At 42.0% G+C, this 20,420-nt stretch carries 17 protein-coding genes; 14 read left to right on the top strand and 3 right to left on the bottom strand.

Translation table 11 applies throughout. The annotated features are described in order from the left end of the window. The first annotated feature begins 129 nt into the window (after positions 1 to 129). The 4 genes from H5123_RS04745 to H5123_RS04730 all read left to right on the top strand — a co-directional run bounded on the left by H5123_RS04745 (position 130) and on the right by H5123_RS04730 (position 7,231). Positions 130 to 2,130: a glycoside hydrolase family 97 protein gene (locus H5123_RS04745; RefSeq protein ID WP_259395591.1), complete on the top strand. Its 2,001-nt coding sequence runs from the start codon at positions 130 to 132 to the stop codon at positions 2,128 to 2,130. A 456-nt stretch (positions 2,131 to 2,586) separates the two neighbouring features. Continuing rightward, entirely contained in the window at positions 2,587 to 4,137 is a 1,551-nt protein-coding gene (locus H5123_RS04740; RefSeq protein ID WP_124015937.1) for an MFS transporter, read from the top strand. A gap of 77 nt (positions 4,138 to 4,214) precedes the next feature. Continuing rightward, positions 4,215 to 6,686, top strand: coding sequence for a glucan 1,4-alpha-glucosidase (locus tag H5123_RS04735; protein WP_182697178.1), 2,472 nt, complete (start codon positions 4,215 to 4,217; stop codon positions 6,684 to 6,686). 149 nt (positions 6,687 to 6,835) lie between these two features. Beyond that, positions 6,836 to 7,231 (top strand): DUF805 domain-containing protein, encoded by a 396-nt coding sequence (locus H5123_RS04730; protein ID WP_182697177.1) that lies wholly within the window; start codon positions 6,836 to 6,838, stop codon positions 7,229 to 7,231. 103 nt (positions 7,232 to 7,334) lie between these two features. Here the strand turns inward: H5123_RS04730 and H5123_RS04725 are convergent, their stop codons facing one another. From H5123_RS04725 to H5123_RS04715, 3 genes are all read right to left on the bottom strand, one after another. Then, positions 7,335 to 8,267: a DUF808 domain-containing protein gene (locus tag H5123_RS04725; protein WP_182697176.1), complete on the bottom strand. Its 933-nt coding sequence runs from the start codon at positions 8,265 to 8,267 to the stop codon at positions 7,335 to 7,337. A gap of 97 nt (positions 8,268 to 8,364) precedes the next feature. Further along, on the bottom strand, positions 8,365 to 9,402 hold the full coding sequence (locus H5123_RS04720; protein WP_124015933.1) for a LacI family DNA-binding transcriptional regulator: 1,038 nt from the start codon (positions 9,400 to 9,402) through the stop codon (positions 8,365 to 8,367). Between the two features lie 92 nt (positions 9,403 to 9,494). After that, positions 9,495 to 10,202 (bottom strand): DUF3334 family protein, encoded by a 708-nt coding sequence (locus H5123_RS04715; protein WP_124015932.1) that lies wholly within the window; start codon positions 10,200 to 10,202, stop codon positions 9,495 to 9,497. A 275-nt stretch (positions 10,203 to 10,477) separates the two neighbouring features. On the opposite strand from H5123_RS04715, the gene H5123_RS04710 reads away from it, so the two are divergent. The 10 genes from H5123_RS04710 (at position 10,478) to kdnA (ending at position 20,368) form a co-directional block, all read left to right on the top strand. Continuing rightward, complete coding sequence (locus H5123_RS04710) at positions 10,478 to 12,094, top strand: methyl-accepting chemotaxis protein (protein ID WP_182697175.1); 1,617 nt, start codon at positions 10,478 to 10,480, stop codon at positions 12,092 to 12,094. Positions 12,095 to 12,371: 277 nt separating this feature from the next. After that, positions 12,372 to 12,629: an HPr family phosphocarrier protein gene (locus H5123_RS04705; protein ID WP_124015930.1), complete on the top strand. Its 258-nt coding sequence runs from the start codon at positions 12,372 to 12,374 to the stop codon at positions 12,627 to 12,629. A 13-nt stretch (positions 12,630 to 12,642) separates the two neighbouring features. After that, positions 12,643 to 14,364 (top strand): phosphoenolpyruvate--protein phosphotransferase, encoded by a 1,722-nt coding sequence (ptsP, locus tag H5123_RS04700; protein WP_124015929.1) that lies wholly within the window; start codon positions 12,643 to 12,645, stop codon positions 14,362 to 14,364. Positions 14,365 to 14,445: 81 nt separating this feature from the next. Continuing rightward, positions 14,446 to 14,955: a PTS glucose transporter subunit IIA gene (gene crr, locus H5123_RS04695; RefSeq protein WP_124015928.1), complete on the top strand. Its 510-nt coding sequence runs from the start codon at positions 14,446 to 14,448 to the stop codon at positions 14,953 to 14,955. A 263-nt stretch (positions 14,956 to 15,218) separates the two neighbouring features. Then, on the top strand, positions 15,219 to 15,560 hold the full coding sequence (locus tag H5123_RS04690) for an ArsC family reductase (RefSeq protein WP_182697174.1): 342 nt from the start codon (positions 15,219 to 15,221) through the stop codon (positions 15,558 to 15,560). Further along, positions 15,560 to 16,693 (top strand): succinyl-diaminopimelate desuccinylase, encoded by a 1,134-nt coding sequence (gene dapE / locus H5123_RS04685; RefSeq protein ID WP_182697173.1) that lies wholly within the window; start codon positions 15,560 to 15,562, stop codon positions 16,691 to 16,693. The genes H5123_RS04690 and dapE overlap by 1 nt, the downstream gene beginning before the upstream one ends. After that, entirely contained in the window at positions 16,684 to 17,394 is a 711-nt protein-coding gene (locus H5123_RS04680) for a M15 family metallopeptidase (RefSeq protein WP_310736133.1), read from the top strand. The genes dapE and H5123_RS04680 overlap by 10 nt, the downstream gene beginning before the upstream one ends. 34 nt (positions 17,395 to 17,428) lie before the next feature. Then, positions 17,429 to 18,277, top strand: a complete 849-nt coding sequence (locus H5123_RS04675; protein ID WP_182697172.1) for an alpha/beta fold hydrolase — start codon at positions 17,429 to 17,431, stop codon at positions 18,275 to 18,277. Positions 18,278 to 18,387: 110 nt separating this feature from the next. Further along, the gene (can, locus tag H5123_RS04670) at positions 18,388 to 19,014 is read left to right on the top strand and encodes a carbonate dehydratase (protein ID WP_124015924.1); all 627 of its coding nucleotides are present in this window, start codon (positions 18,388 to 18,390) and stop codon (positions 19,012 to 19,014) included. Between the two features lie 169 nt (positions 19,015 to 19,183). Further along, complete coding sequence (kdnA, locus tag H5123_RS04665; protein WP_124015923.1) at positions 19,184 to 20,368, top strand: 8-amino-3,8-dideoxy-alpha-D-manno-octulosonate transaminase KdnA; 1,185 nt, start codon at positions 19,184 to 19,186, stop codon at positions 20,366 to 20,368. Positions 20,369 to 20,420 lie beyond the last annotated feature (52 nt).

Raw genomic sequence — 20,420 nt, 5'->3', positions numbered from 1 at the left:
TGATTGCTGAATAAATAAAATAATAAACAAGGACTTCGTATGACGTACGCTAACTCAACTGCCTCAACAACTCATATAAGCTTTACTCCCAACATAATTAGTTTTTCATGTGCTCTGGCACTGGCAGCAATGGCAATGCCTAGCATAGTGCAAGCTAAAACGGTTAATGTGACCTCCCCAGATAAACACATTGCCATCAGTTTGACTGATGACAATGGTCGTCCTGAATACCAAGTTCAATTTAACGGTAAAACCGTAGTTAACCCAAGCAAACTAGGTCTGGTATTCCAGCAATTAGGTGAATTAGGGCTGGATTTCAACATAAAAAATGTAACCAACAACAGCGTTGATCAAACTTGGCAGCAACCTTGGGGTGAACGTGAAAACGTGCGTGATCATTACAATCGCATCGTAGCGACCCTCAGTAATGGCCAGGTAGATTTCGATATTGAATTTAAAGCCTTTAATGACGGGATTGGTTTTCGCTACTTAGTACCAAAACAAGCAGGGCTTGCTAACACGCCTAAGCTGGATATTACTAACGAATTAACCGAGTTTGCGATACCTGATCCGCAGCACACGACCGCATGGTGGATCCCTGGTCGTGGTTGGAACCGATACGAATATTTATATCGTACTACCTCGCTTGATAAAATCGATAGAGCTCATACACCCATGACGTTTCGAACGGCAGATGGCGTGCATTTAAGTATTCATGAAGCGGCCCTAACCGACTATGCCGCCATGGTGTTAAACCAAGGTAGAGATGGTATTTTACGTGCCGATTTAACCCCGTGGTCAGACGGAATACGAGTTAAAACCCAACCGGGATTTTCTACACCTTGGCGAACCATTCAAATTGCTAAAGATGCCCCTGGTTTATTAAATTCTGATTTAATTCTAAACCTTAACGAGCCTAACAAGCTCGGCGATGTGTCTTGGGTGCAACCGGGTAAATACGTCGGAATTTGGTGGGGAATGCATTTAAATGAAAACACTTGGGGAAGCGGCCCTAAGCATGGCGCCACCACCAGCGAAACCAAGCGTTATATGGACTTTGCCGCCCAATATGGTTTTGATGGGGTATTGGTTGAAGGTTGGAATGAAGGCTGGGATGGCAGTTGGTTCGATAATGGCGACGTGTTTAGTTTTACTAAAGCGTACCCAGATTTTGATATGGATGCGATTACTGAATACGGTCAAAGTAAACATGTTCGCTTAATTGGTCATCATGAAACCTCGGGCTCGGTAACCAATTACCGTAAGCAAATGAGTGATGCTTATGATTTGTATCAAAAGCATGGCGTGACACAAGTAAAAACTGGTTATGTGGCCGATGGTGGCGATATTAAGCGGGTTGACGAAAACGGCATTGTGCGACACGAATGGCACGACGGCCAATTTATGGTTAATGAATATTTGCACAGTGTGACCGAAGCCGCTAAGCGTGGTATTAGCATTAACACCCATGAACCCATTAAAGATACCGGCCTGCGCCGTACTTATCCAAACTGGATCGCCCGCGAAGGTGCTCGTGGGCAAGAGTTTAATGCATGGGGTAATCCACCCAATACGCCTGAGCATACGGCAATATTACCTTATACTCGTATGCTAGCCGGTCCGATGGACTTCACCCCGGGGATTTTTAATTTAGCCCCTGAGGGTTTAGATGCAGTCAATCGAGTTAAAACCACATTAACAAAGCAATTGGCTTTGTACGTTGTGCTGTATAGCCCGATCCAAATGGCGGCAGATTTACCCCGTAACTATGTACAACGCTTGGATGCATTTCAATTTATTCAAGATGTGCCGACTGACTGGAGTAACAGTATCGCCCTTGCCGGAGAAGTTGGCGATTACGTAGCTTTTGCACGCAAACAACGCGGCGCTGAAGATTGGTATTTGGGCGCGTTAACTGATGAACAACCCCGTAAATTAAGCTTAAAGCTAGACTTTTTAACTACAGGTAAACGTTATGAAGCGCAAATATATCGTGACGGTAGCAAAGCTGATTGGTTAACCAGCCCTTATGATTATGTGATTGAAACTAAAACCGTCACAGCAAAAGATACTCTCGATTTATCATTAGCAGCCAGCGGCGGTACTGCCATTCGTTTTAAGGCACTGTGATGTGTTAAAACGAATGTTGCATCTGTGTTTGTATCAGGTTACTTGAATGGCATGAATACGTATGTATTCAGTTGTACCATTCTCTCGCTCAGGGATACTATAAACCAAGCTATTTCGTCTGTGATTGCAGGATGAAATGGGTTAGGTCGTTTCTGATGTATCTTGGTTCATAGAGAGCATCAGCTTTAAAGTACCTTCATTATCTTTATTAATTGCTGATTTAATATAAGTCGACAGAGAATAAAGCGTAGGTCTTGGCGAATACCCGTCTTAGGGAGATGCGTATTCGCTATTTTTTTAGCTATTAATAACGGGATCTTCATCGCGATCAGCAACAAACCAGCGGGAACCCCTTGGGCTAAAAAGGTAGCCAAAAACCAGTAAGACTAACAACAAATAAGATCAAGATTAGAATTAAAAGAAGTAAGCACAACGACTTACCAAAAAGGATGTCACATGTCTGGCCATAATCATAAAAACGTCACCCAACAACCGCAGCTAAATTTTTGGCAAATTTTCAACATGTGTTTTGGCTTTTTGGGGATCCAATTTGGTTTTGCCCTACAAAATGCCAATGTCAGTCGTATTTTTCAAACCTTAGGCGCGTCTATCGACGACATTCCCATTCTATGGATTGCCGCCCCACTTACAGGCCTAATTGTCCAGCCCATCATTGGCTACTTAAGCGACAACACTTGGAATAGCCTTGGTCGTCGTCGCCCGTATTTTTTAATTGGTGCCGTTCTTACTACCTTGTCACTGTTTATAATGCCGCACTCGCCGACATTATGGATTGCTGCGGGTATGCTGTGGATCATGGACGCCTCAATCAATATCGCCATGGAGCCCTTTCGCGCTTTTGTTGGTGATAATTTGCCTAAAAGCCAACGTACCCAAGGGTACGCCATGCAAAGTTTCTTTATCGGCATTGGCGCAGTGGTCGCTTCAGCCATGCCATACATGTTAACCAATGTGTTTGATGTAGCTAATACTGCCCCTGCTGGTGAAATTGCCGACTCGGTGCGTTATTCATTTTATTTTGGTGGGGCCATTTTATTTATCGCGGTTGGCTGGACCATTATTTCGACCAAGGAATATTCGCCGGAACAACTGGCAGCGTTTCACCAACATGACACCACAGACAATGAGGCAACTCGCGCGAATACTCGCACCAGCGGTCAATATCAAACTGGCGCTATTATTTGGATAGTCATTGGCGCATTGTTTACTGCTGCCATTATGATCCAAGACCTTGATAAACAATTGTACATATTAAGTTTAGGTATATTTGTCTTTGGCCCATTACAACTATTTTGTGCGCGTAAATTAGCGAAAACGACAACAAACGCTCCCGTGTCAACCCAACAACGTGAAAGTTTTGGCATGTTATTTAATGTGGTCGATGACTTATTTCATATGCCCAAAGCCATGCGACAGCTTGCTGTGGTGCAGTTTTTCGCCTGGTTCGCCTTATTTGCCATGTGGATTTATACCACTGCTGCCGTAACGTCACATCATTACCATACCTCAGATGTGCTTAGCCAAGCCTATAACGACGGTGCGGATTGGGTCGGTATGTTGTTTGCTTCTTATAATGGCTTTGCCGCCATTGCCGCGATTATTATTCCATTTTTAGCCAAAGCGGTTGGCATTAGATTAACCCACACCATCAATATGTTTTTAGGTGGACTTGGGCTAATTAGCTTTATGTTTATTCAAGATCCCACTCAATTGTGGATCCCCATGATTGGTGTTGGTTTTGCTTGGGCATCTATCCTATCAGTTCCTTACGCCATGTTATCAGCCGCACTTCCTCCTCAAAAAATGGGAGTGTATTTAGGCATATTTAACTTTTTCATTGTTATCCCACAGCTACTTGCAGCCAGTATTTTAGGTTTACTACTCAAGACGTTTTTTGATGGCGAACCAATTTATGCACTGATTTTAGGCGGCGTATCTATGATGATTTCGGGTATTGCAGTGTTATTCGTTAAACAAGAAAAATAACTCTCTTACGATTATCTGTCTTTGTCACAGGTAGCGACTCACGTTTAATTTTGCTTAAGACTATTTTGGGGAATTCCATGATAAAGCCTTTTCTCACCCATCGCAGCACCATAGCGGCTGCGATAACTGCTAGCTTTCTCGGTTTATCGTTAAGCGCATGCTCTCCTGCTGAGGATCAAAGTGATGCATCAACCGAAACAACCACTGAAGTCGTTAAGCTTGCTCCTGGTGCACCGGGTGTCGAACCCACTTGGGCTTTTTCAGGTAAAACCGGTATAGGTACATCCTATGAGCCCTATGTAAATGGCCAATACCAGGACCAAGCGACAAATCCTGTCAGTAAGGTGTGGTTTTCGATTGCACAAGGTGTGTTAACCGAAACCATGTTTGGCCTAATTCATAACGCTCAACTTAAAGAACTGCAATTTATTATTACCGGTAATGGCTTTGTTGATACAGAAAAAGACCACACCATTAGCACTATTGAATATTTAGACACAGATGAAACGGGCCGCCCTTTATCTTTGGCTTATAAAATTATCAATAAAGATATTCAAGGTAAATACCAAATCGAAAAGCATATTTTTACCGACCCCGATAGAAATAGCTTAATGATGAAAGTCACTTTTACCGCATTTGAAGCAGGCATAACCCCACATCTTTATGTTAATCCACATATCGATAACAGCGGCGCGAATGACATTGCCAGCGTTGAAGGGCAAACACTCGTTGCCCACACCAGCGATGCTAATTCAACCGTAATGACAATTAAAACCGATGTTGACTTTGTTGCTGCCAGTGCTGGCTTTGTCGGCACATCTGATGGCCTAGTTGATTTACAAGATAATGGAACATTGGATTGGCACTACCGCACAACCAGTGATACTAATCAAGGCGGTAACGTCGCACTAACTGCGCAATACCCTACCCTGACGAAAGCAAACGACAGCCTAAGCTTTAATTTGGTCATTGGTTTTGGACAAGACAAAGCCAGCAGCTTAGCCACCGCTCAAGCAACATTAAATTCTGGTTACGATGCAGTTAAACAAGCTTATTTAGGTGACGAAACCCATCTTGGTTGGAAAGACTATTTAGCGTCACTTGCGCCATTAAATAATATGAGCGCAAACACCACAGATAACGGCAAACTTCTTTATGCCAGTGCATTAGTGTTAAAAGCACAAGAAGATAAAACCCATGCGGGTGCCCTGATTGCCTCGCTGTCTAACCCTTGGGGCGATACGGTTTCAGCAACGGTTGGCAGTACCGGTTATAAAGCCGTATGGCCACGTGATTTTTACCAATGTGCGATGGCGTTTTTAGCCATGGGCGATACCCAAACCCCAAAAGTGGCATTTGAATATTTAAAACAGGTACAGGTTCAGCAACAAACACCTGGCTTTATTGGTACCCCAGGGTGGTTTTTACAAAAAACCCATGTTGATGGTGAAATTGAGTGGGTTGGCGTACAACTGGATCAAACTGCCATGCCTATCATGCTTGGTTGGAAATTATGGCAAGCTGGCATACTAAACGATGCTGAGATCAGTCAGTGGTATCAAGACATGCTTAAACCTGCGGCGGATTTTTTAGTAAACGGTGGCAAGGTAAAACTGGGCTGGAATGACACGGCAATCAATCCGCCAAGCACTCAACAAGAACGTTGGGAAGAACAAACAGGATTTTCACCATCAACAACTGCGGCTATCATTGCCGGTTTAGTTGCCGCCAGTGACATCGCTATACTGGTAAAAGATGAACAAGCATCTGTGTATACCGATTTAGCACGTAAATTACAACGTCAGCTCGAAAGCACTATGGTGACGACAACAGGCTCGCTTGGTAAACAAACAAACGATACTTCATCAGCCCCTTACTATGTGCGTATTAGCCCAAATGGTAATCCGAACACTACAGATAAACTACTGGATAACAATGGAAAACCAGGGCTAGATCAGCGGATGATTTTAGACGGTGGTTTTTTAGAATTAGTTCGCTATGGCGTAGTTGATGCACAAGATCCAGTGATTAAAAACAGCGTGATGCTGATTGATGATCAAAGTCTTGCAGACAATCTGCGAGTTAAGTATGAATTTAGTGCTAAAGATGGCAGCACAATCCCTGGCTATCGTCGTTATGGTAACGATGGTTATGGTGAAGATACTGTCACGGGCCTTAGCTATGCCGAAAAAGGCAATACCGAAGATCAACGTGGCAGAGTTTGGCCATTCTTTACTGGCGAGCGTGGCCATTATGAATTAGCGCTAGCCAAGGCAAATGGCACTTTATCGGCTGACACCAAGCAAGCACTAATTAATACGTATGTTCAAGGCATGGAAACTTTTGCCAACCAAGGGCTTATGTTGCCAGAACAAGCTTGGGATGGTGTTGGTAATGCTACTCGTTATGACTACAAAATGGGTCAAGGTACTAATTCTGCGACACCACTGGCATGGACTCATGCTGAGTACATTAAACTGGTTCGCTCAATGACCGACGAACAAGTATGGGACTTTTACCCAGTAGTTAAGCAGCAATTAGCTCGATAAACACAATCGCCATTTTACGATTAATAAAGCCGTTGTCGTTTACAACGGCTTTATTTTTAGTATAGATTTTGAAATAAAATCTTGTTAATTCAAGGCTATCTTGTTACAAATGCACTAGATTAAAAAACATTAACGTTAAGGAATAACGAATGGATTGGTATTTAAAGGTTTTAAAACAGTATTTCGATTTTAGCGGCCGAGCACGTCGTAAAGAATACTGGATGTTTGCACTGATCAGCATGATCATTAGTATTGTACTGACCTTATTGGATATGGGTGTAGGCTTATACAGTGAACTTTATGGTGCTGGATTATTGAGTTCTATTTATTCACTCGCCATCGTCATTCCAAGCATCGCAGTGAGTGTCCGTCGTCTTCACGATACTGACCATTCTGGTTGGTGGTTACTATTAATGTTTATCCCGCTGTTAGGTGCATTAATTCTCCTCGTCGTGATGTGCTTTAACAGTAAAGATGACAACGAATATGGCCCGAATCCAAAAGCGGAACCAAACCTTGGTGAGAGTGACAACTTAGCCGTTTAATCTCAAGTGATTCACTAACAGAGGTTAGTATCACAGATCAAAAAAGAGCATAGTCATTGACTATGCTCTTTTAGTATTTGCAGCCGGCTTTATCACTATTAAACTAGCTTTTAGCGGGCATTAACTTACTCACACCTTTGATGGCTAATACTACAACGCCACCAGCAACCACGCCAAATAATGCATTGAGTATACTGGGTGTAAGCAATCCTAGAAAGCCACCCACAACATTGATTTGAGTCACCACGGCTTGTGCATGCTCAATCCATTCAAATACCAAATGAATACCATGGGTTAAGATACCGCCACCGACCATAAACATGGCAATAGTGCCGACAAAAGTGAGAGTTTTCATTAAATAAGGGGCGGCAGACACGAGAGTTAATCCCAATTTATGCCCCACTCCACTTGGCTTACGCCTAGCAAGATATAAACCGAGATCGTCTATTTTGACAATACCAGCCACTAAGCCGTACACCCCAAATGTCATCACAATAGCAATAACCGATAAGGTTAAAAATTGCGCCATTAAGTCCATATGAGCTGCGACGCCTAAGCTAATTGCGATAATTTCAGCAGATAAAACAAAATCGGTACGAATGGCACCTTTAATTTTTTGTTTTTCATAGGCGCCTAAATCATCGATGTCTGCTTGTGCTTTCGCGACGACAGTATCGTCATCGACCAAATGAGTCTGCTTATGGGTCATTGAATGGTAAACTTTTTCAAAGCCTTCGTAGCATAAAAATAAACCGCCACACATCAATAATGGCGTAATAGCCCAAGGAATAAAGGCACTGATCAGCATTGCTAAAGGCACTAAAATGACTTTGTTACGCAAAGAGCCCATAGCCACAGCGAACACCACAGGCAGTTCTCGCTCAGAGGCAACACCTGATACTTGCTGCGCATTTAACGCTAAATCATCCCCTAGAACCCCCGCGGTTTTACGTGCAGCAACTTTACTCATTGCCGCCACATCATCCAAAATGGTGGCAATATCATCTAATAGGGTTAATAGACTGGCTCCTGCCATAAATCGACTTATCCTTTTAACAGCAAAAAATTAATATCAATAGCAATCATCTAAAACCCCATTCGATTACATTTATAACTACTGGGTAATAGGTAAACTAGTTGTCTTCTACATTGGCACCGCAAGAACTACGCACCACTAAATTTGTTTTGATTAACCGCTGACTGACCTCTTGACCCCGGATTAATTTCAATACACTTTCAACAAGAATTTCACCCGCAAACTGAGTATCTTGCTTAATCGTGGTCAACGCCGGATTAGCAAAGCTCGCCACTGGGATATCGTCATATCCGACTACAGCAACTTGCTCTGGAACGGAAACTCCGCGCTTTTTCAGCGCCCGAATGGCACCTATAGCAATAAGATCGCTGGCAGTAAAAATGGCATCAAATACTATACCGCTGTCTAATAACTGGTTGGTGGCATCATAACCAGAACCTTCAGTATTAATCGCATCATGCTGGAGCTGTTTATCGATTGAAATTCCAGCCGCTTTTAAGGCATCAAGGTGACCTAAATATCGATCGCGAAACTCAGGGCTGCGACTGGACGAATCACCTAAAAATGCGATGTGTTTACGGCCTAATCCGAGTAAGTGCTCAGTGGCAATGACTCCACCCTGATGGTTATCACAGCCAATCGACAACACAGATTTGTTGTTATGCTCTGCCCCCCAAATAACGAAATGGGTTTCTTTCTCTATCAATTTATCCAGCTTGTGTGCGTAGTCCATATAATCGCCATAGCCTAATAAAATGATGCCATCGGCTTTGTTACTATCCTCGTAATCTGCATGCCAATCACTTGAAAGCTGCTGAAATGAGACCAGTAAATCATAGCCTTGTCGTGCAGTAGCACGCGTAATGGAGCCTAGCATCGATAGAAAAAAAGGGTTAATCATTGAGTCGTCATTGGTAGGATCTTCACAGATCAGTAAAGCTAATGTATGACTGTTTTGTGTCCGTAAATTGCTGGCATTTTTATCAACTTTATAATTAAGCTCTTTGGCAATAGCTTGAATACGCTGACGCGTTTCTAGATTAACCAATGGACTGTTTCTCAACGCACGTGATACGGTCGATTGCGACACGCCTGCGCGGTAAGCTATATCAATAGAAGTCGCTTTAGATGCCATTTTTGATGATTAGCCTTGTATAAGTGATACGCATTACTAAACAAAAGCCAAGCTAAATGAATTAACTGGCCTTTTTCATTAACTCTGTGTGCTTATAACCCAAGCTCACTGAGTAAATCATCAGCATCATCAACAACAATGCCTTTTACATTAGGATCAAGTACATATTTTGAGGCTTCTGATTGAGCTTGCTGTTTTTGTCCGTGAGTTTCAATTAATGAATCAAGATCAAACTCTTCGTCCATTTCAAAATCGGCAGAACGAATGAATTCTGTTTTATCCATAGCAAATTCAAGATAAAAAATATGATTATTTTCGGTTTTAAAAGTCACTCGTCTTGCGACAGCATTATCAAGGTTAGTATCAATTGAAATCGTCAACTCTTTATTAATAACCAACATTTTTGGCTGGCTCTGGCTAATTGACGTTTGTAATTCTTTTGAAATTTTGCCAATAAAGTCGCCCAAAATTTGGTTCATTAATTCGCCCATCACATTACTGACATCATCAGAAGTATGTGAAAAAGCTAATTCAGTTTCTGGCATGCCCATGTTGAGCATATAACGACGATAAATTTCAATTGCTGCGGTGGCAGAAAAGTTGATCACAACTAAACCTGAAAAGCCGCCATCGAAAATAGAAAAACACGCCAAATCAGGTTTTAAGCGAGTACGAGAAATACTTTGAACCATCCCAGCATGGCTAATATGGCTAGCACTTGTACTAGAAAGAACATGAGAAACAGAATGACAAAGCTTTAGTAAAATATCGTCATTCTTTACTGTAGAAGATAAATTCATCGTATTAATACCTTTTCGTTAATTACCCTAATCTTGCGGGTAAATAGAAAAAAAATCAAAATTAAAACAATCAATTAGCATGTTAATTAATCGATCAAACTTATAAACCAACTAATCAATTGATAATCAATACATTTTTATATAAACAAACATTATTTTTATCAATAACTAAATTCCACTGTTTGCTCACAAAAATAATAATTTAGGCTTAAGTTTTTTGATAAAATCACTATAATTTCGCCACATTAAATGGATATATGATACTAGGATAGACAATGATTGGATTATTGCGACGCTTAACCATTTTAAAGCGCTTATTTATAATGCTAGCTTTGGCCGCTGTCGGCACAGTCGTTTTTGGCTCTTTTTCAATAAAGGAACAATACAATCATTTAATCGAGGAGCAATTCAAGCAGGTTACTGGCCAAGTGACCTTGTTAAATAGCACACTTGATGCATTCAAGCTCGCAGATCCTAATACCAGTGTCCAAGCAATCACTCAGTTTGCCAGCGACATTAAGGTATCTGAAGATCAAGCTTTTATCATTATTGATAATCAAAATAATATTATTGTTAATCCACTAAATCCTGACTCAATCAATAAGCCAATCAGTAACTTAGGGGCCGTTGATGGAGCAAGATCTTACCAACAGCTTATTAGCACAGCTAAACAACAGCAAACTGCTCAGGCACAATTTGAGATAATTAATCAACAAAATCAATCTCAAACCGTATTAGCCGCAGCAAAGTATTATCCGGCAATGAATTGGATCATTATCACTCAAGTTAACGTCAACAGTGTTAATAACAGCATGACGGGAATTATCATTGATTATTTCATTATTATGATGATTATTTCGGTGCCTATTTTTGGGTTCTTTTTATTACTTAACCACTCAATTACCCAGCCACTGAACGTGACAATTGATGCCATGGAGCAAATTGCTAAAGGTGAAGGTGACTTGACCCAGCGCTTGTCAACTGAAGGTAATGATGAAGTGGCCAAATTAGCACATGGGTTTAATCAATTTGTGATTAAAATTGCCAATATGGTTGCAACGCTACAACCGCTTGGGAATACCTTGAATAATGAAGCGGTGCATTTGTTAGACACGGTTAACATGTCCAATCAAAGTGCTAACCAAGTGCACAGTGAAACCCAAAGTGTTGCTGCGGCAATTAATCAGATGTTATCCACTAGCCAAGAAATGGCTCGTAACACTCAGGATGCGGCTGACGGTGCAACAAATGTGAAGCATCAAGCCAAACAAAACCAACAATTAATGCAGCAAACCGTTGCACAAACAGAAAGTTTGGTTAATGAATTACATCAAGCAGAAACGGTATCGTTAACCTTGAGCCAATCATCTGCTGAAATTGGCAGTATTCTTGATGTGATTGGCAGTATTGCCGATCAAACTAATCTGCTGGCACTCAATGCTGCCATTGAAGCGGCACGAGCAGGTGAACATGGTCGAGGTTTTGCTGTAGTAGCAGACGAAGTGCGAGCGCTCGCAAATAGAACGCAATCATCAACAAATGAAATTAATCACATTATTAGTGAAATTCAGACTGGTATTCAATCGGTTATTCAGAGTATTACCAGCACACAACAGCAGTCTGCCCAGTTACAATCAAAAGCGATGCAGTCTAGTGATGCCATTAGCGAAATTTTAGCGTTAATTGATAATATCAGCAGCATGACAGCACAACTGGCCAGTGCTACAGAAGAGCAAGCATTAGTCACCGAAGACATTAATGTCAACGTCAGTACTATCTCAGAACTCACCGAACAGTCATTAATGGCAAATGAAACCCACAGCCAGGCAGCGCAATCATTACAGACTATTAGTGTCGACATGAGCCAAACCTTAGGTCAGTTCAAAATCTAGTCCCTTTCACTCTTGCTGCCAGTCGAGTAAATCACTGGCAGCCTCAGAGCACATCTAATTGTCCAACTTAATGGTGTAATATCGAAACAGCTAAAGACTTTGCGCCGAGCATCACTTTTAGCGCTGATCACTTTAGGGTATATTATGGCCATCAGATTAAATGCCTAAACACTTCAACTCAAATATGGCCTAAGCTAAATCGTATTTTTAGTCAGTCTATTTGAATGGTTTAGTTAAATGAGTATTTAGTTGTCATTCGTTACTGAGTATTTTATCTATGTATCAAAAAACGGTCACCATTGTTGCTCCTCATGGTATTCATACACGTCCTGCGGCTTTGTTAGTCAAAGAAGCTAAAGCATTTGCTTGTGACGTTATGGTAGAGTGCAATGGCAAACAAGCCAGTGCCAAAAGTTTGTTTAAGTTACAAACATTAGGCCTATACCAAGGTGTGTCTGTCACGGTATTTGCTTCTGGTGAGCATGAGCAAGCGGCGGTTGATAAAATTGCCTCACTGCTCGTTACGCTTAGCTAATTAGGACAACTTAATGTCAATCAATGGAATCGTTGTTTCTGCTGGTATCGCTTTTGGTAAAGCACTGACTATCACCAATCAACTGCCGCCACTTGATTTTAAACTGCTTTCTATTGAACAAATTGACGATCAGCAGCAGAAATTAACGCAAGCTATTCATCAGCTTATTGCTCATTTGCAACACTGCCAACATCATCTGTGTCCTGAGTGTGATCATTTTCAACTGATTGATAGTGATATTATCCTGCTTGAAGACGAGGAGCTGCAGCAACAACTGCATCAACATATTCACCAATTTAGAGTATGTGCTGCGGTGGCGGTTGATCGTATATTTAATCAACATGCTGCAGAAATGTCAGCATTAGACGACCCATATTTAGCAAATCGTAGCATTGATATTATTTGTTTAGCCAAGCGCCTCACCAGTGCGTTACATGGACATTTACAGTGGGACTTATCCGCTCTTACCGAAGACACCATATTACTGGCTGATGATTTAACCCCTGCTGAATTTGCGATATTACCATTAACCCACATTACCGGACTGATCCTCGAATCAGGCGGACTAACCAGCCATACCGCAATTTTGGCGCGTGCAGCAGGTATTCCTGCATTGCTTAATTACCAATTTTCGCAAACCAATGATGTTATTGAAGATGGAGCACAACTGGTTTTAGATGGCATGTCAGGCGAGTTACATGTTGCACCTTCAACGGAAGTTTTTGAGCAATTAAAACAAAAACAACAACAAGAAGTAGTCCGTCGCCAAGCCTTGATGATTTACAAAGATAGACCCAGTCAAACTCGTGATGGCCATCAAGTCACTTTACTCGCAAATGTGGGTAACTTAAGCGAAATATCTCACATCACCGATGTAGGGGCTCAAGGCATTGGTTTGTTTCGCACCGAATTTTTACTAATGAATGCCAAAGCACTGCCAGATGAGCAACAACAATATAAACTTTATAGTGATGCCCTTCACAGCTTACAAGGTGAAGTACTGACCATTCGAACCTTTGATATTGGCGCCGATAAAGAAATTCCTTGCTTGCCGCAAACCAATGAAGATAACCCTGCCCTTGGCATTCGGGGTATTCGCTATAGTTTGGCGCACCCAGCAACCTTCATCACTCAAATAAAAGCGATACTGAGGGCTGCAAATCATGGCCAAGTTCGATTAATGTTCCCCATGGTCAGTCAAGTCGAAGAACTTGACGCCGCGTTCTTATTAATTGAACGTGCTAAACAAGAATTAAATCAGCAAGAAAAAGGCTTCGGAACACTGAGCTATGGTATTGTGGTTGAAACTCCTGCTGCTGTATTTAATTTACCCAGCATGTTGCCAATGCTTGATTTTGTCAGTATTGGTACAAATGATTTAACTCAATATACCTTAGCGGCCGATCGCACCAATCCGAATTTAGCCAAACAATACCCTCCATTATCGCCAGCTGTGATCCAGCTGATTTCTATGACAGTAAGTCACTGTAAACAGGCTCAGGTTAAGGTATCTTTATGTGGTGAACTTGGCAGCGACCCACAAGTCTTACCTTTATTAGTCGGACTCGGTCTTGATGAATTGAGTATCAATCCGGCCAATTTATTAGACGTGAAAGTGGCATTAATCGAGGGTAATTACAGTCATTTTGTTCACCATGCACAACACATCACACAGTTAACTCGCATTACTGATATTCGTAAAGCCATTAACGCTTTTGCACAAGATTGCGTTTAATCACACAAATAATGTTGGTAAAGTGAGTATAGCCGTTTACAATTAACCGCATAAAAATATTAATAAAAGGGGCTAGTTCTTATGGGATTTTTAAGCCGCATTCGACGACTGATTTCAGGCCAACCACCGCTAACGGGTGGTATTGCCATTTATGCACCTGTATCGGGTGATATTGTCGCAATCGAAAAAGTACCTGACGTGGTATTTGCAGAAAAAATTGTTGGCGATGGTATTGCTATCGATCCCAAGGGCGAATTTATTGTTGCTCCAATTGATGGCACTATTGGTAAAATTTTTGAGACTAATCATGCGTTTAGTATTGAATCACCACAAGGGCTTGAATTGTTTGTCCATTTTGGTGTTGGCACCGTTGAGCTCAGGGGCAATGGTTTTAAACGTTTGGCCGAAGAAGGTCAACAAGTTAAAGCCGGTGAAGCAATCTTATCTTTTGATTTAGCCTATTTACGTGGCAAGGTCGACAGCCTGCTGACCCCAGTGGTACTGGCTAATATGGAAGATGTTAAACAACTCGATAAAGCCCAAGGTAGTGTAGTTGCTGGTAAAGATATTATTTTTACCGTACAAATGTAACATCAAATTGGCTCGTTCTATTTAACAACCCTGTTCAATAGTTGTCGTAAACATTCGCGCCACAATAATATGCAACCTTCACCTTAAGCGATCGTAGGTTGCATATTATGAAATCTTTTCAAAACAGCTTCTTCGGCTTGTTCAAGCCGCCCCACAATGCCACAATGTTGCTAATATCCAGTTTGCACTAGGCTGTCTTCAAAGCTCATTTTGAGAGCTAAAGCTTAACGTCACAACCCAATAGACATTAATGGAGTATTCTTTTGACTTTATATGGCATAAAAAATTGCGATACAGTTCGTAAGGCGCGCAAATGGCTTGAAGCCGAAAAGATTGATTACACGTTTCACGATTTTCGTGAAGATGGCCTGAGTGAAACAACCGTTGCACAGTGGGCTAATATTGCCGGTTGGGAAACGCTATTTAATAAGCGCAGCACCAGTTTTCGTGGGTTAACTGACGCTGAAAAAACGGATATTTGCCAAGACAAAGCCATCGCCTTAATGGTGCAATATCCAACGTTGGTAAAGCGCCCTGTGTTAGTTAATGATGATAAAATACTGATTGGCTTTAACGTCGCAGAATACCAAGCGTGGTTTGCATAATGAATAACGATGTAGTTGAATTAGCAAAAGATCTGATTTCACGTCCCTCGGTAACACCACTGGATGAAGGTTGCCAAACCCTGATGGCCAAGCGTCTTGCTGCCATTGGTTTTAATATTGAACCTATGGTCTTTGAAGACACCACTAACATGTGGGCAAGACGAGGAAACAGCGATCCTGTATTTTGCTTTGCCGGCCATACCGATGTCGTCCCCACTGGCGACCTGAACCGCTGGCATACACCGCCATTTGAGCCGACCATCATAGATAACTATTTACATGGCCGCGGCGCGGCAGACATGAAAGGCTCGTTAGCTGCAATGGTTGTCGCAACTGAACGCTTTATTGCTAAGCATCCCGACCATCATGGTTCTATCGCGTATTTAATTACCAGTGACGAAGAAGGTCCGTTTATCAATGGTACCACCCGCGTGATTGATACCCTTGAAGCTCGTAATGAAAAAATGACTTGGGCGTTAGTTGGCGAACCCTCTTCTACCCATAAATTAGGTGATGTGGTTAAAAATGGCCGCCGTGGAAGCTTAACCGGTAATTTGACCGTTAATGGTATTCAAGGTCATGTCGCTTACCCTCACCTTGCAGACAACCCAATTCATAAGGCGGTTCCTGCACTAACAGAACTGGCGCAAATGCATTGGGACAGTGGTAATGAATTTTTCCCCCCAACCAGTTTCCAAATTGCTAATATTAATGGGGGTACGGGTGCGTCAAATGTGATCCCAGGCGATTTACAAGTCATGTTTAACTTCCGTTACTCCACAGAAGTCACAGCAGAAGAGCTGATCCAACGAGTGGTGAGTATTCTTGATGCCCATGGCTTAGATTATGATATCAATTGGATTTTTAATGGACTACCGTTTCTAACCGGAGATGGCCCACTGCTTGACGCCACACGCGAAGCCATTCGAGAAGTGACTGGTTATGAAACCGATCCACAAACCTCTGGTGGTACTTCAGATGGACGCTTTATTGCACCAACTGGCGCCCAAGTGCTGGAGCTAGGCCCAGTAAACGCCACTATTCATAAAGTTAACGAGTGTGTCAACGTGGCTGACTTAGAGATATTAGCCAATTGCTATGAGCGTATTTTGGAAAAACTCTTGTGCAAATAAAGCCCCAATCGCCTTTAATCGATATCCCTAGCGAACACGCTAAGCTATACGGTTTAGGCGATCATCATTTGGTCTCTATTGGGCAGTATTTACTAGAGCAGCGAACTGCAACTGCATTTAAACAGCTGCAGGTCGCGGCATCAATAGCTGGATTTGATGTCCAGATATGCTCGGCATATCGGCCGTTTGATCGTCAATTGAACATTTGGAATGCCAAAGCCAATGGTCAACGGCCGTTGCTAGATAACACCTCAACCCCTGTGGTATTCCATAGTCTTTCACCACAACAACTGATTGATACTATTTTGATATGGTCTGCATTACCTGGGGCGTCAAGACACCACTGGGGCACTGACCTCGATGTATATGATGCCAATGGTATTAGCCAACAATCATTACAATTAGTCACCGCAGAATACACAAACGACGGCCCTTGCGCCCCGCTGCATCGCTGGCTCAAGTTACACGCAGCCGAATTTGGATTTTACTTTCCATATCAAGCCAATTTAAGCGGTGTCAGTCCTGAACCTTGGCACATGAGTTATTATCCTGTGGCAAATGAGTTATTAGTTGAATTTAGCGCGCTGGAATTAGCAAAAGTATTGTCTGCTGCAGAAATATCATTAAAATTACCGCTACTTGAACGACTAACTGAGTTAGTTGATCATTATGTTTTCTTTGTTGCGCCTTCTCCGACGTAATGTCTGCGCGCACAGCCCTTTATATGAGTCTGTTATGTCCACTTTAATGCCCCATAAAATGATTGATAATCAACCTCTGTATTACGTGGATCAAGGCCATGGGCCTGTGGTTATTTTTTGCCATGGTTTACTCGCCTCCAGTGCCATGTGGCAAGGACAAATTGATAAATTATCGTCACAATATCGTTGTATCGCCATCGACTTTTGGGGCCATGGTCAAACAACCACAGTCCCTGACAATACCCAAAACCTACAAGATGTGGCCCAGCAGGTATTAACATTAATGGATATGCTTGATATTGGATCGGCAGCTATCATAGGTCATGGTAGTGGCGGCGCGATTGCTGCAGAAGTTATTTTACAAGCACCTGCACGTATCCATGGGTTAGTGATGTTGAACAGTTTTGTCGGATTCGAGCCACAAGTTAACTGCATCAAATACCAAGGACTCATGGCAAAAATTGCCAATGAACAAACGATCTCAGCTGAACTTGCACAAACTATTAGCGGGTTATTTTTCAGTAAAGAGATCCAGCATTTGAGTCAACAAGATGCTAACCTTAGTACTGTAGTGGCGCAATTCAATACACAACTAACCACTTATTCAAGCGCACAACTTGCGGTATTACTTAACATGGCCAACATGGCTATCTTTAAACGCGATACCTTAGAATATGTTGAGTTACTGACTTTACCCACATTAATCGCAGTTGGCTTAAGTGGCTATTTGCGTACCGCATTGGAAAGTTATTTAATGCATGATTCTATCGATGGCAGTCAATTATTGCACATTGAACAAGCGGGTCATTTTGCTAACATCGAAAAGCCAGCCATTTTCAATCAGCATCTTATTGATTTTTTGAGTAAAGTTAATTTTAATTAATCACATCAATGGATAGACCAGATCGATAGGCATTGCTGATATACTCGTAACAAAATGACATATAGCCTGTAATGACTTACAGGTTTAAAAACGACCTAATTCGAGCATCAATGAAACTTCTTAAACCATTATTTGATAATAATCGCCGTTGGGCAGAACGGATCAGTAGAGAAGATCCTACCTTTTTTGCTCAACTGGCAAAGCAGCAAAACCCAGAGTACTTGTGGATTGGATGCTCAGATAGCCGTGTGCCATCAAACCAAATTATCGACCTCCTGCCCGGTGAAGTATTTGTTCACCGTAACATTGCTAACATGGTTATTCACACTGATTTAAATTGCTTATCTGTATTGCAATATGCTGTTGATGTGCTGAAAGTAAAGCACATAATGGTTGTTGGTCATTACGGCTGCGGTGGTGTTAGGGCTGCAATGAATAAAGAACGATTAGGTTTAATTGACAATTGGCTTGGTCATTTACGCGACATATACCGTATTCATCAAGACGACCTTGAATCAATGACTGAGCAACAACGTTTTGATCGTCTGTGTGAGCTTAATGTCATCGAACAAGTGTCAAATGTGGTATCGACTAATATCGTTCAAGAAGCCTGGGATCGTGGTCAAGAAGTCGCAATACACGGTTGGATTTATGGGATTGATAACGGATTGCTTACTGATTTAGACGTGACCATTGACCGTACAAATGGCCGTGTTAATGGGCAAAATCTAGCATAACTGTTTAATCTATCTTCATCTGCTGTTTTAATTGGCCTGTTATTTAGCAGGCCTTTGTTTATTGTTATTAAAAATATGCAATAAAAGTCGCGAACCACTACTGAAGAACGTTATAATCAAGCCGTTTATTTAGCGCTACTATGCGCAGAATTTTTAGGAGATGATTTCCATGCCTGGTTTTGAATTATTTGGTCCTGAGGAAAAGCAGGAAGTTGCTGATGTAATGGAGAACGGTTTTACCTTCCGTTATAACTTCGACCATATGCGCAATGATCGCTGGAAAACCCGCGACATGGAGCAACTACTTTGCGAAAAGATGAACGTAAAACACGCTCATTTAGTATCAAGTGGTACTGCTGCATTACAAACTGCAATGGCAGCAGCAGGCGTTGGTGCTGGTGATGAAGTTATTGTGCCTCCATTTACCTTTGTCGCCTCTGTTGAAGCCGTGTTTATGGCCGGTGCTGTGCCTATTTTTGCTGAAATTGACGAAACATTATGTTTATCTCCAGAGGGCATTGAAGCCGTTATCACACCACGAACCAAGGCAATAAACCTTGTTCATATGTGCGGCTCTATGGCGAAAATGGACGAAATCAAAGCCGTGTGTAAGAAGCACAACTTAGTGATTTTAGAAGACGCATGTCAAGCTATCGGCGGCAGTTATAAAGGTCAAGCATTAGGTACAATTGGTGATGTGGGTTGTTACTCTTTTGACTCAGTCAAAACCATCACCTGTGGTGAAGGTGGCGCAATTGTCACTAACAACAGCGATATTTATAACCATTCGCACATGTTTTCTGACCATGGTCATGACCACGTCGGCAGTGATCGTGGTGCAGAATCACATCCTATTATGGGGTTGAATTTCCGTATTTCTGAAATGAATGCAGCCATGGGTTTAGCGCAATTACGTAAGCTTGATAAAATCATTGCCATTCAGCGTAAAAACAAAAAAACCATCAAAGATGCTATGGCTTCTATTGCAGAAATCACTTTCCGTGAAATTCCTGATCCTGAAGGCGATTCTGCTGGCTTCTTAACATTTATGATGCCAACAGAAGCGCGTACCCAAGAAATTAACCAAAAGCTGGCTGCCAACAAAGTTGATGGCTGTTTTTACTGGTATGTTAACAACTGGCATTACCTTAAAAACTGGAAGCACATCCAAGAACTCAAAGCACCGGCGGCGTTACCGATCATGCTAATTGCTGATCGCCCAGATTATACTAAGGTGCTGACACCTAAGTCTGACGCTATCATGAGCCGCACAATTTCTATGCTGATCAAGTTATCTTGGACAGATGAGCAAATTGCTGAGCGTATTGAAAACATCAAACGTGCTTTTGCCTAGTCTAAACACCTCTGAGCCTGTAATGGCTCAGAGCACTTTTTACAGTACTTAT

It is taken from the genome of Shewanella sp. SR43-4 (assembly GCF_014163845.1).
Lineage (GTDB): Bacteria > Pseudomonadota > Gammaproteobacteria > Enterobacterales > Shewanellaceae > Shewanella > Shewanella vesiculosa.
This window is presented reverse-complemented; position numbering and strand designations above follow the sequence as displayed.